Source organism: Oleiphilus sp. HI0080 (genome assembly GCF_001635135.1).
The window spans coordinates 1-613 of record NZ_LWFU01001166.1 but is presented as its reverse complement, the minus strand read 5'-3'; the positions used below and the strand labels follow the sequence as shown (position 1 = coordinate 613).

Annotated in this window: 1 protein-coding gene; it reads left to right on the top strand. The window is 46.8% G+C overall.

Annotated elements, in window-relative coordinates; translation table 11 throughout:
- Nucleotides 1–613: thiamine pyrophosphate-dependent enzyme (locus A3751_RS20820; protein WP_231876953.1), on the top strand; the 613-nt coding region annotated here is incomplete at both ends.

The window sequence follows — 613 nt, the reverse complement described above, 5'->3', positions numbered from 1 at the left end:
GGTTGTCTCCATAGGGGCGCGTTTTGATGATCGAGTGACCAATGGTACGGATAAATTCTGCCCGGGTGCTCGTATCGTTCACGTTGATATCGATCCAGCAAATATTTCGAAAACCATCAAGGTTGATGTGCCAATCGTCGGTCCGGTTGGCTCGGTGCTTAAAGATTTGCATGCAACGCTTGATGAGTTGGCTGGTTCGCCTGATCAGGAAGCAATCGCTGCGTGGTGGGAAAAAATTAATTCGTGGCGTGAATTTCATGGCGGTCGTTATGAGCCTTCAACTCAGGACAGCATCAAACCTCAGCAAGCTATTGAAGCGCTCTATAAAGTTACCCAGGGCAATGCATTCGTGACATCTGATGTTGGTCAACACCAGATGTTCGCTGCGCAGTATTATAAGTTCAACAAGCCTAATCGCTGGATTAACTCTGGTGGTCTAGGAACAATGGGCTTCGGCTTGCCTGCTGCAATGGGCATTAAGCTTAATTTCCCGGATGAGGAGGTAGTGTGCGTCACGGGTGAAGGTTCTATTCAGATGAATATTCAAGAGCTTTCTACCTGTAATCAGTACAACTTGCCATTGAAGGTGTTGCTATTGAATAACCAAGCTTTG